We start from the raw sequence: 15,656 nt of genomic DNA, 5'->3' as shown, positions 1-15,656 counted from the left end.
AACAACCTTAACCCCCAGGAGGCGGACATGAACACGGAGAAAACAGATCAGGTAAAGCAACTCATCGATCAGGGCCTGAAATCCCTCGTCGAGAATCTTGAAAGCGGCAAGAGCGATCAGCTCGTGGCCTATCTCGCGGCGATGGCGCGATTTCATCGCTACAGTTTCCGGAATATCGTGCTGATTCAGTCGCAATTCCCCAGTGCGACGCGGGTCAGTGGATTCCGGGCGTGGAAGAAGCTTGGACGTTTCGTAAAGAAGGGCGAGCAGGGCATCACCATCATTGCACCGATGGTCTTTCGCGATTCCAGTGACACCGCGCTACAGGATGACCAACCCCGCATCCGATTCCGTGCGGCGTATGTGTTCGATGTCTCCCAGACCGACGGCGAGGCCCTCCCCTGCCCTGCGGAAGCCAGTGGCGATCCACTTGACCACACCGAGCGGCTGAAAGCCTTCATCGCAAGCCAGGGCATCGTGCTGGAGTATTCCGACGAGTTGGGCAATGCCGAAGGTGCTTCCTCTGGTGGCAAAATCCGCATACGTCCGGAGCTGAGCCCCGCAGCGGAATTCTCCGTCTTGGTTCACGAACTTGCCCACGAATTGCTCCACTGGACGGATCACGGCTTGATTGGCACGTGCAAATCCCGCGAACTGGAAGCCGAAGCGGTAGCTTTCATCGTCTCCAGCGCGATCGGACTAGAATGCAGCACCGCGTCGAGCGACTATATACAGCTCTACAATGGTACCGTCGAAACCCTGGAGGCCTCCCTCGATGGCATCCGCAAAACCGCCTCGGAAATCATCACGGCGTTGACACCCACGGCGGAATAGCCTCCCCTTCGGGCGCCCGACCCGGATCACGGGCGTCCTCTTCAAAAGGCCGCACGATCCGTCTGCGCAAGGGCAGCGCCTCCAAGGGAATGGTCTGGCGCCCATGCTCTTTACGGATCGCGTTGATCCTTCGCAACAGCATCAGATACTGCCGGCGCACCGGAGCATAGGGTTCATAGGGCAGATGGTAAAGCTCGCTGACGAGTCGGGCCGTGGAAAGGCGGTTGCAGCGCTCCAGGTACTGGGCCATCAATTCGCCATAGGGTGCGCGATCAATGCGGACGTGGCTGTGAAGCCGACCGTCGGGTCCCTTCCGCACGCTGATGGAATAACCGCCAATCCGGATCGGCACCTTGCGGGCATCACGGATGGTTGCCCCTTCCTCCTCGAAGAACGGATGCACGCCCTTCGTGGCCATGAGCAGAAAGATGGAACCGAGGCGAATGTATTGAAGGTTTGCATGTCCCCCGCGCTTTCGCCGGGCCCGCTGCCATTTGGACAGGGCCGCGCCGTACTTCGCGATCAGTTTCGCGTCGATGGCTTCCGGGCACTTCCCCTTCGGAACGAAGCCCTGGCAGTAGAACCAATAGCCATGGGGCAGGTAGGCCGTGGCCACCTGTTGAACGAAGCCCGCAAGGCTGGTGGCAACACATCGGTAGATCATCATCGCGCCCCCTGGCAATTCCCCCGAATGAAGGGGCGGGATTGTTTTGGTGAAGGCACAATCCCGCAAAGCCTTTATCGTCCCTTGCGGCGCCTGCTTCCGCCATGGCGAATTGCCATGATGCAGAAGCGCCCGTGTCGCGGTCTCGATATGCGTTACAGCTCATCAGACAGAACCCGCGACACGAGCGCCTCACGGGGTTCTTTAGCACAAGCCGCGGTAAAGGGCAAATGCCCGATAACATCCGCGGTGCATGCCCGGCATCCGGTGTACCTCCCGCACCTGCGGAAAGCCCCGGCGTCCGTTCATTCGGCACGGCGCACTTACTTCCGTAAGTTCCCCGTGCCCAATTCATACCCGTTGCGCACTCAAATCCTCTGCTTGCATAACCTCCTTTCCCGCATTGCTGCGATCATCCCATGCTCACGCCGCACCCGATCCATCTCCCGATGAATTGGGTGCGGCCGGTCGTGTCCCTGCCTGGGGTAAAGGGGGACGGCCAGGCCAGCACTGGCTGACCGTCCCCCTGGCGTCATTCAAATGGGTAAAAACCCGTCGGTCCTTTCGTCGTGGCATTTGTGTTCCGGCACCACCCGGAAACACACCAAGGTGCGTGCGACTGCCTTGCCGCCTGCACCCTCGAAAACCTTTCGACTTCTACTCAGACCACACTCCCCCACTGAGGCTTTTCAATCACCTGGCTGAATGGGCCAGGCACCGGGTACCACCCCGGCCGCCTCAGCGGTTCCCGCGTTAGTGTTGACCTTCAAATCACGCGTCACGTCGCTAGGGGGTGTTATCCCCCGTAACCGATGACCGTACACCGGGACTCCCGTCCCGATGCAGTTTCCGCCCCTCGCATTGGCTGCAAGAGGCGATTTCAGGGGGCAGAAGTAAGAAGCTCCCCCTTACCCGCCGATCATGGCCCTTCGCGGTTCGGCACCGTCTCGCGTAATTCTTACTGGCAAGGGCTTTCGCCCCTCTCATGGTTGAGCTCTTCGCCGTCGGCTTTTTCTCACCGAACGCCGGTTCCCTTCCGGGACCCGAGTCCGCCTGTCACCAGGACGGACACTCCCCACGCCAGCGCAGGTTGAACGGACCTGGGGCTTGCACCCTGTAGTCACGAACCCCCTGGGCGGATTTGCCGCGCAACTTCGGACGTCCGAAGTTGGCCGCGCACCGTCTTAGATCAACACAGCCCCGTTGGCCCAGTCGTTGCCAACTGTTCCACCGGGGCATGTCCGCGTCGCCCTGCTTCAAGGCAATCGCTATTGGATAGAATGCTGGGATTACTCTCCTGGCCCGTCCGCTGGACAAGTCAGGAGGATTACGCCAGCAAGCCTCCATCGAACCGGACAAGCGCGTCTCCACGCATCCGGCTCTACGGGTCTGACAATGGCGGGTGGTAAAGTCCGCCCCCTTAGCCCGATTGGTGAGATCGGGTTTACCGGGTTGCCAGCCCACTTGAATGATGCCGCCACGCCGTTGAGCGCATCGACAATGGCCAGTATAGCAAGGGCACGGCGGCTTGAATAGAGAAACTTTTCGGCGGGATAGGGGAAAAAAATGGTATTTAAGAGGCTGTTGGGTGTCGGCAGGAATTACTCCTCCTTCCCCATCGCCTCCCGGATCTCCTGCAGGGTGTAGCGTTGTGCCTTCAGCGCTCCGATTCGCTTGATCCGTTCCACCATGTCTGCCGCGTACAACTGGTAGCCCGATGCCGTGGTCTCGGCCACGTCGAGCAGCCCTTCTTTGGTCCAATGGCGGATCGTGGAGTTCGCCACGCCCGCGCGCTTCGCCAGCGCCCCTATCTTGAGGAGCGGCGCCTCACCGAGGCCCGCGCTGGCGTCGCCCTGCAAGGCCTTAAGGTAGATGTTCAGCGAGCGCTCCACCGCCCGCGCGATCAGCTTCAGGTAGTCGTCTTTGGATCCGCCGAGTTGGGCCTTTTCGAGCGCGGTGATATACGCCAGCCGTTCGCGCTTCTGGATGATCGCCGCTGGATAGCCCTCCATCAGCAGGATCAGATTCATCAGGAGTCGCGCGGTGCGACCGTTCCCATCCACAAATGGGTGGATGGTAACCAGACGATAGTGGGCCTCTGCGGCGAGTTCCACGGGATGAAGACCGGGAGCGCTGCGGAGCCACGCCGCGAATTCTTCCATCAGCCCGGGGACCTTCACAGGATTGGGCAGGACGACCATCGAGCCTGATATACGCACCGCCACATTCCGGTAGCGCCCGGCATTCGCATCGTCGATGCCCTTCAAGACCACCGTGTGAAGTTCGAGGATATCTCGCCCGTCCAATTCCCGTGGCTGCCGAGCAACCTGGTCCCGGATCCAGTCGACGGCACGGGCGTGGTTCACCGCTTCAAGGTGTTCAACCAGCGACTTGCCACCGACGGTCAAGCCCTTCTCCACCACCAGCGCGGTTTCGCGGCGTGTGAGTGTGTTGCCCTCAATTGCGTTGCTGGTATAGGTCAGCTCAACCCGAAACCAGTCTTCCAGATTGCGAAGCAACGCGGCCGACAGGGGTCGCTGGGCGTCAAGCTGCGCTTTCTTCTCGGTCAATGCGGAAAAGTCCATGAAGAAAGCATAAAGCATAATGTTATGGTTTGCAATAGTGATTCAAGGCGACGTGAAGTTTACGAGGTCGCCTCCGACGCTAAACGGGCGGCACGACTTCACACCAATAACGTGTTACCATGCTTACAATTCAGGCTGAGAAGCGCAATGCCGCGTCTGGCGCACGATCTATTGGAGTACCACGATGACCAAAACACAAACCACCCGATACGACGTCACCGAGCACCTTCGTACCCCAGAAGAGATGGCGGCCTATCTGGAAGCGTGCCTCGAAGAAGCCCCCGGTGACGCCGCCTTCATCGCCAAGGCCCTCGGCGACATCGCCCGGGCCAAGGGCATGACCCAGATTGCCCACGACGCGGGATTGTCCCGCGAGAGCCTCTACCGCTCCCTCTCGGGCGACCACAGCCCGAGTTTTGATACCGTGCTTAAGGTCATCAACGCACTCGGACTCCGGCTCCACGCCGAAGCGACGCGCGTTCCGTAGGTAGGGCCACAGCAACGGGCGGACCAGCACTATCTCGGTTACCTCGAAGAGGGGCGATTCCAAGGGTCGGCACGCGGCGGTAAGTAGACATTCCGCCAATGGGCCGCAAAAGGGCCAAATGGGCCATCAGGGGACGACTGTGCCAATCACACACGGTCCTTGGAATCGTGTCAGAATCGTGCCGATCGTGCCATTCACTTGCACAAGGTTTGGATATGAGACATTTTATGGGACATTTATGGGACATTTGAGACATCATCCGTGCTTATCGGCCAGTCATCAGCGTGTAGCGTAAACCCGCCACAATCCCGCCAAACCCGCCACAATCTGCATGGACGCTGCGGAGTGTCGAACAAGACATAAACAGGACACGAGCACTATATAAGCTCAATAGAACAAGCGATAACTCCTTTTTTGGCATATATTTATAACAATCCATCCCTCGCCGCTAAACAGGACATGAGCGCCTCGGATCGTCCGCACGCATTCGGGGGCTGCCACATGGCCGCAGCACTTTCGGACGTCCGAAGTTCTATCGTACTCAGCTCGGCTTCTCCCTCCCGATTTCTCCTTTGCATTGTCCCTAATTCGCGCTATAATTCGGGACAAACAAGAGAACCTATCCCCTATGCAAACCACAGAAGATAAAATACTTGCGCGCGTGCGTCGGTCCGGCCCCGGCAGCGCGTTTACGCCAAAGGACTTCCTCGATCTCGCGGGCTATGAAGCGGCGAAGAAGGGGCTGCTGCGTCTGGCCAACGCCGGCACGCTACGCCGACCCATGCGCGGGGTCTATGATTTCCCCGCCTACAGCGCGGTGCGTCAGGGACCGGCGAGTCCCGATCCCGATGCCATTGCCCGGGCAATTGCCCGCGCTCATGGCTGGACCCTCGTGCCCACCGGTGTCACAGCCCTGAATCTGCTGGGCCTTTCAACCCAGGTGCCCGCGCAGTGGGAGTATTTCAGCGATGGCCCCACCAAGCGCTATGCCTGGGAGGGCGGCCGCATCCACATGAAGCACCGCACCAACAAGGAAACCACGGGCCTCTCCCCCAGAACCGCGCTCCTGATTCACGGGCTAAAAGCCCTGGGCGAAGAGCACGTCGATGACGCTACCCTCGATGCGCTCCGCGCCCGGCTCACCCCGCAAGAACGGGCCCGGGCTTTACGTGAATCGCGCTACGTCACCATTTGGGTCTACGAGATCATTAGGCGCTTAGCTTTTGGAGAGGCCGGGTGCGATGAGTGATGCAGCACGGAGAACACTGAGACGATTTGTCAATTCGATTGGCTAAAGGATGTAAATATACCCATTCCGCGTCCCATCGTCAAATATAGGCTTGACATTTCGCTTGTAAACAGGCTATTATTTCCCCCGTATGAATACGCAACGCCCAGTAAGCACCCGCGACTTCTTCGCCACGCACCCGGTCTTCTCCCTGGAGGAGGCCGAGGAGACCTTGCGCCCAGCGGGTGGTCGGGCCGCCGTGGTGCAGCGGTTGAAGCATCATCTGCGGACGGGCCAGTTGACCCATGTGTCCCGGGGTATATATGCGGTGGTGCCGCCGCTGGTTGCGCCGGATCATTTTCAGCCCGACCCCTTCCTTGCGGCGCGCGCGGCCCGTCCTGATGGTATATTTTCCTATCACAGCGCACTGGAACTGCTCGGCGCAGCCCACTCGGTGTGGCATCAGGTCACCCTGTTCACCGATCAGCGCCGCCCTCCCCTGCCCCTCGGTGGAGCACGGGTTCTCTTCCTGGATCACCCTCGCCCGCTGCTCGACCGTGGCGAAACTGGCCTGGGCGTGCGGCGGGTGGAGTGGCGCGGCCAACTCCTGCGCGCCACCGGTCCAGAGCGTACACTGGTTGACGGATTACGTCGTCCCGATCTGGCGGGTGGCCTGCCGGAGTTCTTGGAATCGGCAGCGGGCTTCGCCACGCTGGACCTCGATCTGCTGGATACGTTACTGACAGCCTACGCCACCGCGAACCTGTGGGCGGCAAGCGGCTGGTTTCTCGAAGCGCACCGTCAGACCTTCCACGTTGACGATGGGTACCTTGACCGCCTTGAAGCGCAACGCCCCCGCGTGCCCCAATACCTTGTGCGCAGTCGTCGCGGCGGCATCCTGGTCCCACGGTGGAACCTGATCCTGCCGCCTGAACTGGAATCGATGCGAGATCCCGATGAACGCTAGTCTTCAATACCTCCAGCAGTGCGCGGGACAATCCGGATTCCAATTACAATCACTGGAGAAAGTCATCCGACTGGGCACGCTGGCCGGTGCCATTGCGGCGCACCCCTTGCTTGGGAAGGCGTTAGCCTTGAAAGGCGGAACCGCGCTCAATCTATGCCTCGGCGAAGCTCCTACGCGACTGTCGGTGGACCTGGACTATAACTACGTGGCGCATCCTGATCGGGAAGCGATGCAAGCGGCACGTCCAGAGGTTGAAGAGGCCGTTGAGAATATAGCCCGCCGACTGGGCTTTCGACTGCAGCGCTCTGCCGACGCATTTGCCGGAAGGAAAATCTACGCGATATACGCCTCCGCTCTGGGGCCAGAAGATCGTGTTGAGGTCGATCTGAACTTCCTCTGGCGACAGCCCCTTGCGGGTGTGGTCCGCGCAGAACTCTGGCAACCCGGCGAACTGGATCGCCCGCAAATAGCCATAGTTTCCCGGCTCGAGCTTGGTATCGGAAAGTTGCTCGCCTTCGTGGACCGTTCCGCGCCACGAGATGCGTGGGACGTAGCCCAGTATCGCAATACCATGGGCGATACCTCGAATCATCCTGAATTTCGCGCCTGTTTCATTGCCCTGTCCGCCATGTTGCCCCACCCCTTGTCGACCTATACCCGCGCGGTCGTCGCTTCGCGACTTACACCGCGATTGACACAGGAGCAACTTGTGCCCATGCTGAGTGCTGGAGCAACACCGGACCCGGATCAGTTGTTCGATACCGCCTGGAGCGTGGCCGAACCGCTTCTCGACCTGACTCCACAGGAACAGGACTACGTCGAAGCAATTCACAAAGGTGAACTGCGGCTCGAATTACTGTTTCCGAACGAGCCCGCTCAAGCGACCCGATTGGCCGATCATCCCGCCATACTCTGGAAGTTGCGAAACGTGCAGCAACGCTTACCTCACCAGACTACTCGGCCTGAATTCTGAGCCAGGCGCGTGATAAGATTTCCGGCCACCCGCACAACGTGCAAGTAACTCTTACAAGTTCCCCCTCCCTGCCCCCGAACGGTCGACTATACCTCGCCTTTTGACCCCGCCCCCAAGAAAACTGCAACGTCCCATCCCTACTTATAGGGAGACATTCTCCACACCGGTCGCCAAGGTGGGTGGCACCCTGGATTTCTGGGCAATAAACTCTTGACAGCGATTTTATTAGTTTTCCTGCTGTTATCCTTTCGGAAAAGTATTTAATGCCCCAGCCTTCGGCCCAATGTACGGCAAACCCCACATATTGGGCCTCAGTTTTACCTTCAACGCTGCATTTTGCGATTGAAGGGAGATTTTTCCCTTGACAAAGTTGTCGAACGTTGTCCACGATCAACGTACAACGACAAGGTTCATCAAGGAGTTTGGTCCCATGTCATCACCTGTAAATAGCGCGGCCACCCGCAGCAAGAGCACCACCGGCATCAACTTCGATGCCCGTATCCTCGACTATCTGGACGAGTTACGTCGCGAATCCCCCGTTTTTCAGCGACGCTCGCGAAGCGAAATCGTCAACATGATCATCGAAGACTTTGCGGCCCAGAATGGCCGACCTATCAACCACGAAGAGGAAACGCGACAGAGCGCATAACCTATGGCAGCCCGGGACAGTAAGATCGACGCAAAGGCAATACCCTTCCGGGGTTACCCTGCGCCGACGAGCAACACCACCTACACGCCGAACCAGTTCTTCGACGTGGTGCTGCGCCATGCCTCCCGGGGCTGTGTTCGCCTGGTCGCCTATATGATACGCAAAACCCTGGGCTGGAGCGATGCCGAAGGCAACCCGCAGGAACCCGAGGTGGTTATCTCCTACAATCAGCTCATCCGCGAAGCGGGCATCAGTCGGGGTGCCATCGGCCCGGCACTGGAAGAGGCGGTCGCCTGTCACTTCATCCGCTGTATCCGCGAAGGCCGGGCCTCGGGCCACCGCCAGGCGGCGGTTTCGGCGCTTTACGAGCTTTGTTGGGATGATCGGGATGAATACATAAAGGATTTGTCGGTTTTTGCTGGCTTCTATGCGGGCAACGGCAACCTCACCTACATCCCCAATGCCTTCTTCGATTTCACCGTGCCCAATGAGTCCCTGGCCGTCATCAAGGTGGTCGGCGCCATCATCCGCCACACCATCGGCTTCCAGACCAAGTTTGGCTTCCGTCGCCAGCAGGTGGAGATGAGCTTCACCCGGCTCCAACGGATCACGGGGATTGCTTCGCGCCGCAGTCTGAACGACGCCATACAGCATTCCATCAAAAACAACCATATACAGCGCGTAGAAGACGGTTTCTTCGATGCCAACGCGGGCCAGGCCAGCCGCGCCGCCACCTATGGCATAAAGTGGAGTGACACAGGCACTTGCCCCCTGACCGGTTCAAAAAGTGCACCGGACTCCGCCGAGCCGCCCGCGATTGAGAAGGCGAAGCCAGTTCAAAAAGGATACCGGATCCCCGCGAACGCACCGGAGAATATACCGGTTCAAAAAGTAGACCGGGAGCGGTTCAAAAAAGATACCGAAAACCGGTCCATTAAGGATACCGACCCCGGTTCAAAATCCGCACCGGTCGCAGTTCAAGAAGGATACCGGGACCAGTCCATTTTAGACACCGGTATAGAAATAACAGATCTAAATAACACCCTAAAGAACACTGGTAAACAACAACAGGCTGCACCTGCTGCTGTGGAGGGGGCTTTTTCTCGATTGAAGGAAGAGGGATTCGATGGGAGCACGGCAAAGCGATTGGCCGAGTCCTATCCCCCACTTCAGATCATCGAGCAGTGCGAGTGGCTCCCCCTGCGCAACCCCACCCGGAATCGCCTGGGACTCCTGCGCAAGGCCATCGAGGAAAACTGGCCCAACCCGGAGACGGAAAACCCCGAGCGCCTCGGTGGGGTCTTCGCCGCCCACTTCTATGCCGCCTGGGCGGGTAACGACGACACTCCCGCCGCCGCCGTGGTGCTGACGGACGTGGAAGCCGGCGAGCGCTTCGTGAAGGAGCTCCTCCGTCACTACCCCCACGAGGACAAGGTCCACCGGATGGGCCGGAGCTTCGGCGAGTATGTGCGCGATCGGGAAAATGCCAACCCCGGCATGCCCCGCTCCCTCAAGCTGGCCCTCACCCGACATGGTGATGCTTTCGTGGTGGAATTCCGCCGGAAGGTGCGCGAAGCGGAGAAGAAAGCGAACGCCCGGGCCCGGAAGCAGCACTATGAGCGCTTCCGCGGGGACTACCTCGACTATATCCGCGAGCAGGAGACCGCCCTGCGCGACGACAACCCACTGCTCTATGCCGCCTTCGAAGGCGAAGAGATCCGCCAGCGTGATTTCCTGGCGAAATCGCCCTATTGCCAGTCGCCCGAATTTATCCATCAGATGCTTGCCGCCTTCGACAGCGACAAGGAACACTTGAAGCGCTTCTACGAATATTACAAAGCACTCGACGGGTCCATTCTCGATTTCTGGGGATGGGACCGCAAACATAACCCGACCCAACTGGGCCAGGAGGTGGTGAACGCATGAAGATCGTCACAGTCATCAACGCCAAAGGCGGATGCGGCAAATCCACCATCGCCATGAACCTGGCCGCTTCCCTGGCGAAGGACGGGAAGAAGGTGCTCCTCTCCGATATGGACCCCCAGGCCCAGGTCTCCGAATGGCTCCACGCGAGCGACGGCCTCTCCTGGGAGGACACCATCGTGGCGGCACTGCTCGGTCATGCACCCCTGAAATCGGTAATCCACCCCACCCAGCACAAAAACCTGTCCTTTGTGGCCAGTGCCTTCGCCCTGGAGGAATACGGCCGCGATATCATCCAGGAAGATGGCTACTTCGAGGGCTACGCCAGCGTGCTCGCCCAACTGCCGGAAGACGCCTACGACTTCCTGATCGTCGATGCGCCCAACCAGATCTCGCCCATCATGGAAAATACCATCTATCCGGCGGATCTCTTTATCGTGCCCTTTGAAAGCACCAAGGCCGTGAAGTCCTATGCGAACTTCTACAGCCTCTTGCTCCAGATCCGGCCCAGCGCCGATTTCCACCTGCTCCACGTGCTCAATAACCTCCACCGCGCCGGCCTGCGCAAACGGGTGATCGAACGCATGCACGAAGAGCACATTGCCATTGCCCAGACCGAGATCCGCAATTGCGGCTGGCTCGCCCAGGTGGACGAGCACGGCGGATCGATTCTGGAATACCGCCCGCGCTCCAAGGGGGCCGAGGACATCAACGCCCTGCGCGACGAAGTGCTGGGTATGTTCAACATGAAAAAGCGCAAGAAGGTAGCCAACGCATGAGCCCTGCAGACAACACCGCCGAAAATCGCCCCTCCCGCCTCCAGCTCGTCCGCGAGAAAGGCAAAGGCGCCATTCCCGCGATCCCCAAGCGCGGCGCCCAGCTCCTGGAGATCGAGCTGCTCGTCGAAGATCCGCAGAACGAGCGCAAGACCTTCAACAACATGGACGGCCTCATCGACACCGTCAAGGCACTCGGCGTCATCGAGCCCCTCACCGTTACACCCCACGAAGACGGCAAATACATGGTCGTCACCGGACACCGCCGCCTCCGCGCCGCCAAGAAAGCCGGCCTCAAGCAGCTTCGCGTCGTCATCACCGATCCCGAAGAAGGCCAGGCCCGCCGCCGCCGTAGTATCGTCAGCAACGTCCAACGCGAAGACGTGCCCCCCGTAGAGCTCGCCGAAGCCCTCCAGGCCATCCTCGACGAAGATCCCGCCGTCAAGACCCAGCGCGACCTCGCCAAGATGATCGGCAAGCGCGAATCCTGGGTCAGCGACATGCTCCGCATCCTCACCCTCCCCCCCGTCCTCCAGCAGCAACTGCGCACCCATGAGAAAACCGTGCCCTACGACGCCGTCATGCGCATCAGCCGCGTCGACGACGTGAAGCTCCAGAAGGGACTTGTCAGAGACGTTCTCGACGGCAAGCCCAACCGCGAGATCCGCGCGAAGATCGACGAGGCCAAAGGCAAGAAGACTCCGGCCGTCGTTCCCGCACCGGCAACGCCCCAGAAACCCGCCGCGAAAGCCACCGAAGCACCCAAAGACCAGACCTACCGCATCGACCTGCCCAGCGCGACGGTGACGGTGAACTTCAAGAAGGGCCCGGTGTCCAAGTCGTCCGTCAAGGCCATGCTGCTTCAGGCGCTGGAGAGTTTGGGGTAGTAGGGGCGCACGGGCGGTTTGGAAAAACCCCGCCCGTTGGGTGGAGAATCTGGGCCCGCCTGCGGAATTCTCTTTTCAATGGGAAGAGAATCGATGCTCTCGTGAATTTTGGTACCCACCGGGTACCAAATCTTCGGATGAGCCAATTACCCTTCGCGCAACCTGATAATTTGAAGAAATACAGACAGACGAGGAAATATCACGCCCGCTGGGCGTAATATTTGACCCCGACACGATTCATGGTAACCTGCCTACCGGAGAATCGAGCCCCAACCCAATTCCGTCCCCGCCGGGGAGGAAATTGGCTCAGCGGGAAATTCGCCACCCGACGGGTGACAATTTCGCGCCAGCCTTCTGCCCCTCCTCTCCTGGTCCCATTACCGCGCCGCGCGTGCGTTCTACGAGCGCGAGGCGGCCCTGGAGGAAAGGGACTCAAACTACGAGTGAGCAGCCACCCGTTTTTACGACGAGTAGCCAAAAACCGGACAACCCCCCGAGGTGGACACGCTCCTGACCATGATCCAGCAGCACTTCGTGTTTTCGAACGACCACTTCCGCCGACGGTTACGTCCGCATGATCTGCGTGAAGTATTTCGGGCCGTATTCGGTCTCCGTCTCCGGGGCCCCGTCCAAGCCTCCAAGTCCGAGATTGCCGGTGGTTTCATAGTCGACCCACCGCTGAAGTGAATGCCTCGAATTGTCTCGGCATTCTCCGACCGCATGAACCTGTAACATGCTTGGGCTGCGGATGGATTCAAAGCTCATCCCCCCCGGCGCGCGCGGATAGCCTCGCCGTTTCGAAAATCAGAGGGAGAAACTGGATTTGGGAGCGCCCAAAGTCCTTTCTTTTCTGCCTTCGCCTTCACTTCCTCTTCCCTCAGAATTGCATCGTTTGGCGCATAGTTCTTATCCCAGTGCGCAAGCCCTTCGGATAATAATTCAAGGTTAAAATAGACGGAGTCTCTCAGATTGACTCGCACAATGTATCGACCGTAGCGGTCCCTGCTCAATACTTGAAGGTGAACAGATTTCCCCATACAACTATTTTCGGAAAATTGGGTGGCCTCTTTGCCAAAAACTTGATTCTTTTCCGGACAGTCTACCCCGTAAAGTCGGATCTTAATTTGCTGGCCAGTGTCAATTCTAGCAGTCATTGTGTCGCCGTCATAGACATCAACTATCTCTGCTACCAGCTCATCTGGCAAAGACTCTTCAGACTTAGAGACAATAGCCTTCTTTTTTGAAGGCGCCTGATAGCTTCTATTTGGAGACCAATAAGGTGGAAAATAGGGTTCGTGCGGTACTGTATGGGGATTTCGACTCGTCAATTTCGGTATTCGAGGCGCAAATCGCCTTCCACTCCCGTTTACACCCGCCCCACCAACTCCAATCTGAGTTCCTCCGTTGCCGTTTCCGTTGCCACTGTGAAGGTGGTAGCCTCCGTGAATGTTATCCTGATGGCCCCCATTGGCATCCAAACTTCCCGGATGTGCATGTGCGAAATTGGACATTGAGCCCCAGAGAAAGTGGAGCAGGACACAGAGCATTAAGACAGTCACCCGTTCGGGTCTTATGCACATATCTCCTCACTCCTTGCCAACGCGTTGTATTCCCCAAAGATTTTCTTCCAATTCCCATGACTGAAGCATACGAACCGAGTAATGTGTTTTCAAGAGTAAAATCATCGGGCGCTATCTGGAACCGGAGAACGTGTATACAAAGGCTACACAATCTCCGGTACGACGAAGGGCTCGCGATAGGAATCCTTCAACATGCCGGTGGCCTTCTCCCCTTGCGCGAACGCCCCCTTCGCGGGATCAAAGTCGAGCGATTGCTGCAAGCGGTAGGCAATATTCGCGAGGTGGATATGGGCGCATGACTTGAACCCTTCTTCGGGTGTGCCGTGGACATCTTCCACCTTGCGGCTCTTCACGGCATTGATGAAATTGCCGAAGGGGCCATCCGAGTCGGGCAACACCGCGCTCTCGGGTATTGGAATGGGTTTGTTCTGATAATCAAAGAAGCCCTTTTCCCGAACCCAGTAGCCGTCGGTGCCAAAGGCGCTGTTCGAGCAATTGCTGTCACACGCCTCGTTGAAGGACCCCAGATTGCGCACCTCAAAGGTCAGCAGGGTGCCGTCCGCGTAGGTAAACTGACTTGCCTGCGTGTTGGGTGTCTGCCCGTCGTCCTTCCATGCGTAACGACCGCCGGTGCTCGCAACCCGCACGGGAAGCCCTTTGTTGGCCGCCCATACCGCCACGTCCATTTCGTGCACGCCCTGGTTCCCGCATTCGCCATTGCCGAAATCCCAGAACCAGTGCCAGTTGTAGGGCACGAACAGCCCGCCGCCTTCTTTTAAGTTCGGGTCGCCGCCCACCCGATCCATCCAGGGGCGCTCTCCGGCAGGTCCGAGCCACATCGTGTAGTCCAGGTGCTCCGGCGGTGTCCCCGCCTTGCCCCGGCCAATGTCCATGCGATTCCCATTCTTGTACACATATCCGCGCGCATGAACCACGGGCCCGATCAGCGTTCCTTCGTGAAGGAGCTTCATGTCGCGCCGACACGTGGGATCCGAGCGCTGCTGCGTGCCATGCTGGACGATCCGCTGGTACTTCTCCGCCGCCTTTACCAGTTGCTGGCCCTCCCAGAAACTGTGGGCCAACGGCTTTTCAACGTAGACGTCTTTCCCCGCCTGACAGGCCCACACAGCGGCCAGTGCATGCCAGTGATTGGGAGTCGCGATGCTTACCGCGTCGATCGAGTTGTCCTCAAAGGCCTCGCGCATATCGACGTACAATTTCGGTTTCTTGCCGGTCTTTTCGGCAAGCTGTGCGCCCCGCTGTTCCAGAACATTCCTGTCTACGTCGCACAACGCCACAACCTCTGAAGCTTGGTACTTCGTAAACTCCGCGATATGGTTGCGGCCCTGCCCGTTCACGCCGATGCAGCAAACACCAACTTTCTCGTTTGCCCCAAGTGCCGCGCCACGCGTCGCGGCGCCCGTCGCGACTGCCGCGACTGCCGCCGATGCGCCCAGGAAAGACCGTCTTGAAATGTTCATGTCTCTTACCTCATTCGTATGTGGCATAACGCCGAAATCATTTAACGATACGCTTGTTCCGCCTTCAATCGCCTACTGACTCATCGAAGGCGTGCCCATCGCATCCCGCAGGATCTCGACGGTGTCCATGTGCTGGCGTTGACCGGCAATTGCAATGGGTTCGAAGGAATTCTCGTCGAGGGCCATGGGATTGGCGCCCTTGCTCAACAGATAGCGGATGACCGCGTTCTGGCCATTTGAGGCGGCATAGTGCAAGGGCGTCCAATCGTGGTCGCCGATGACGTCGATTAGCTGCGGATCCGCCTCGATCAACACCTTCAACTGGTCAAGTTCTCCGGACGCGGCATAATCAAAAACCTGCCAGGGCGTCGAAAACGTTGAGATATCATTTTCGGGGATCTCTAATTGCACGGACCCACCGCAACCCGCCAGCACGCCCGAGAGGACCAGTAAAATGGCTCCACGTACTACGCTCATTTTTCGTAAATCTCCGCTGGGTTGAATCGAAATCACACCCCTACGCCGCAGGAAGAGAAGAAGGGCCACAGATTCCAGGGCCATCGGGGCAGGTCAAGCGGGTAAGCGTACCGAAGCGTCAGGCCAGCTTCGGTACGCTACTCGC

The 15,656-nt window shown here is 58.8% G+C and carries 14 protein-coding genes; 9 read left to right on the top strand and 5 right to left on the bottom strand.

Going from position 1 to position 15,656, the window contains the following annotated elements:
• The first annotated feature begins 27 nt into the window (after positions 1 to 27).
• Positions 28 to 834 (top strand): DUF1738 domain-containing protein, encoded by an 807-nt coding sequence (locus JNK74_17690; GenBank protein MBL7648018.1) that lies wholly within the window; start codon positions 28 to 30, stop codon positions 832 to 834.
• Here JNK74_17690 and JNK74_17685 read toward each other — a convergent pair.
• Positions 806 to 1,501, bottom strand: coding sequence for a hypothetical protein (locus JNK74_17685; protein MBL7648017.1), 696 nt, complete (start codon positions 1,499 to 1,501; stop codon positions 806 to 808). The genes JNK74_17690 and JNK74_17685 overlap by 29 nt on opposite strands.
• A gap of 1,598 nt (positions 1,502 to 3,099) precedes the next feature.
• The gene (locus JNK74_17680) at positions 3,100 to 4,083 is read right to left on the bottom strand and encodes a Fic family protein (protein ID MBL7648016.1); all 984 of its coding nucleotides are present in this window, start codon (positions 4,081 to 4,083) and stop codon (positions 3,100 to 3,102) included.
• Between the two features lie 184 nt (positions 4,084 to 4,267).
• Here JNK74_17680 and JNK74_17675 point away from each other — a divergent pair, with 184 nt between their 5' ends.
• The 8 genes from JNK74_17675 to JNK74_17640 all read left to right on the top strand — a co-directional run bounded on the left by JNK74_17675 (position 4,268) and on the right by JNK74_17640 (position 11,973).
• Positions 4,268 to 4,570, top strand: coding sequence for a putative addiction module antidote protein (locus JNK74_17675; GenBank protein ID MBL7648015.1), 303 nt, complete (start codon positions 4,268 to 4,270; stop codon positions 4,568 to 4,570).
• Positions 4,571 to 5,198: 628 nt separating this feature from the next.
• Entirely contained in the window at positions 5,199 to 5,819 is a 621-nt protein-coding gene (locus JNK74_17670; protein ID MBL7648014.1) for a hypothetical protein, read from the top strand.
• 130 nt (positions 5,820 to 5,949) lie between these two features.
• Entirely contained in the window at positions 5,950 to 6,765 is an 816-nt protein-coding gene (locus tag JNK74_17665; GenBank protein MBL7648013.1) for a hypothetical protein, read from the top strand.
• Positions 6,755 to 7,738, top strand: coding sequence for a nucleotidyl transferase AbiEii/AbiGii toxin family protein (locus JNK74_17660; GenBank protein MBL7648012.1), 984 nt, complete (start codon positions 6,755 to 6,757; stop codon positions 7,736 to 7,738). The genes JNK74_17665 and JNK74_17660 overlap by 11 nt, the downstream gene beginning before the upstream one ends.
• 430 nt (positions 7,739 to 8,168) lie before the next feature.
• Positions 8,169 to 8,387 carry a hypothetical protein gene (locus JNK74_17655; protein MBL7648011.1) on the top strand — a complete coding sequence of 73 codons (219 nt, stop codon included), beginning with the start codon at positions 8,169 to 8,171 and terminating at the stop codon, positions 8,385 to 8,387.
• A gap of 3 nt (positions 8,388 to 8,390) precedes the next feature.
• Positions 8,391 to 10,313 carry a hypothetical protein gene (locus JNK74_17650; protein MBL7648010.1) on the top strand — a complete coding sequence of 641 codons (1,923 nt, stop codon included), beginning with the start codon at positions 8,391 to 8,393 and terminating at the stop codon, positions 10,311 to 10,313.
• The gene (locus JNK74_17645) at positions 10,310 to 11,089 is read left to right on the top strand and encodes a ParA family protein (protein MBL7648009.1); all 780 of its coding nucleotides are present in this window, start codon (positions 10,310 to 10,312) and stop codon (positions 11,087 to 11,089) included. Before JNK74_17650 ends, JNK74_17645 begins: the two co-directional genes overlap by 4 nt.
• Positions 11,086 to 11,973 carry a ParB/RepB/Spo0J family partition protein gene (locus tag JNK74_17640; protein ID MBL7648008.1) on the top strand — a complete coding sequence of 296 codons (888 nt, stop codon included), beginning with the start codon at positions 11,086 to 11,088 and terminating at the stop codon, positions 11,971 to 11,973. The genes JNK74_17645 and JNK74_17640 overlap by 4 nt, the downstream gene beginning before the upstream one ends.
• Before the next feature lie 761 nt (positions 11,974 to 12,734).
• Here the strand turns inward: JNK74_17640 and JNK74_17635 are convergent.
• From JNK74_17635 to JNK74_17625, 3 genes are all read right to left on the bottom strand, one after another.
• The gene (locus JNK74_17635; protein MBL7648007.1) at positions 12,735 to 13,301 is read right to left on the bottom strand and encodes a thermonuclease family protein; all 567 of its coding nucleotides are present in this window, start codon (positions 13,299 to 13,301) and stop codon (positions 12,735 to 12,737) included.
• Between the two features lie 395 nt (positions 13,302 to 13,696).
• Positions 13,697 to 15,034 carry a Gfo/Idh/MocA family oxidoreductase gene (locus JNK74_17630; GenBank protein MBL7648006.1) on the bottom strand — a complete coding sequence of 446 codons (1,338 nt, stop codon included), beginning with the start codon at positions 15,032 to 15,034 and terminating at the stop codon, positions 13,697 to 13,699.
• Between the two features lie 72 nt (positions 15,035 to 15,106).
• Positions 15,107 to 15,511: an ankyrin repeat domain-containing protein gene (locus JNK74_17625; protein ID MBL7648005.1), complete on the bottom strand. Its 405-nt coding sequence runs from the start codon at positions 15,509 to 15,511 to the stop codon at positions 15,107 to 15,109.
• Between the last annotated feature and the right edge of the window lie 145 nt (positions 15,512 to 15,656).

Source organism: Candidatus Hydrogenedentota bacterium (genome assembly GCA_016791475.1).
Classification (GTDB): Bacteria; Hydrogenedentota; Hydrogenedentia; order Hydrogenedentales; family JAEUWI01; genus JAEUWI01.
This window is presented reverse-complemented; position numbering and strand designations above follow the sequence as displayed.